The sequence below is a fragment of the Devosia epidermidihirudinis genome (genome assembly GCF_000971295.1).
GTDB lineage: Bacteria > Pseudomonadota > Alphaproteobacteria > Rhizobiales > Devosiaceae > Devosia > Devosia epidermidihirudinis.
Genome location: NZ_LANJ01000029.1, coordinates 1 through 652, shown reverse-complemented (window position 1 = coordinate 652; position 652 = coordinate 1). Strand labels below are relative to the sequence as shown.

The following is a 652-nucleotide window of genomic DNA, read 5'->3' as shown; positions in this document are numbered from 1 at the left end:
AAAAAGAAAGAGAGGAGGGAAGGGAAAGAGGAGAAAAAGAGAAAGGGAGGAGGAAAAGAGGAAAGAGAAAACAGTGTAGGCGGGGGAGGAAGAGAGGAAAAAGCGAAAGAAAAGAGCAAGAAGGTAAAGCGGAGAGGAGGAACAGACGGGGAAAAAAGCAAAGAGGAGAAGAAGGAAGAGAAATAAAGAGATGGGAAGAGGAATGATAAAGAGGGAATAGAGAGAAGAAGAGGAAGAGAGGAAGAGAGGGTAGAGAAAGAGGAGAATAAAAGAATAAAGAGTAAAGGAAAGAGAAGGAAGAAAGAAAAGACACGACGAGAGGAGAAACAGAAAGAAGAGGAGAGAGAGGAGACAGAGGAGGGAAGAGGAAAAGGAAAGGAAGAGGAGAAAGGGGAAGAAAGGAGAGGGGGGAAGAAGAGGGGAGAGGAAGGAGGGAGGGAGGAAAAAGGGGAAAGAGGAGGAGGAAAAAGAGGAAGGGGAAGGAAAGGGGGAGAGAAAGGGAGGAAGAGAGAGGAGAATGGAAAGAGAAGAAAGAGGGGAGGGGGAGGAGGCAGGGGAGAGAAACGAGAAAGAAGAGGGAAGGATGAGGGAGGGAGAAGAAGAAAGGGGGGGGGGGGGGAAGGGGGAAGAAGAGGAGAGAGAAGAACAGGAG

At 48.6% G+C, this 652-nt stretch carries 1 protein-coding gene; it reads left to right on the top strand.

What is annotated here, in order from left to right; translation table 11 throughout:
- The coding region (locus WH87_RS20500) for a hypothetical protein (protein WP_046173262.1) at positions 1-186 on the top strand (186 nt) is incomplete at its 5' end.
- Positions 187-652: the final 466 nt, after the last annotated feature.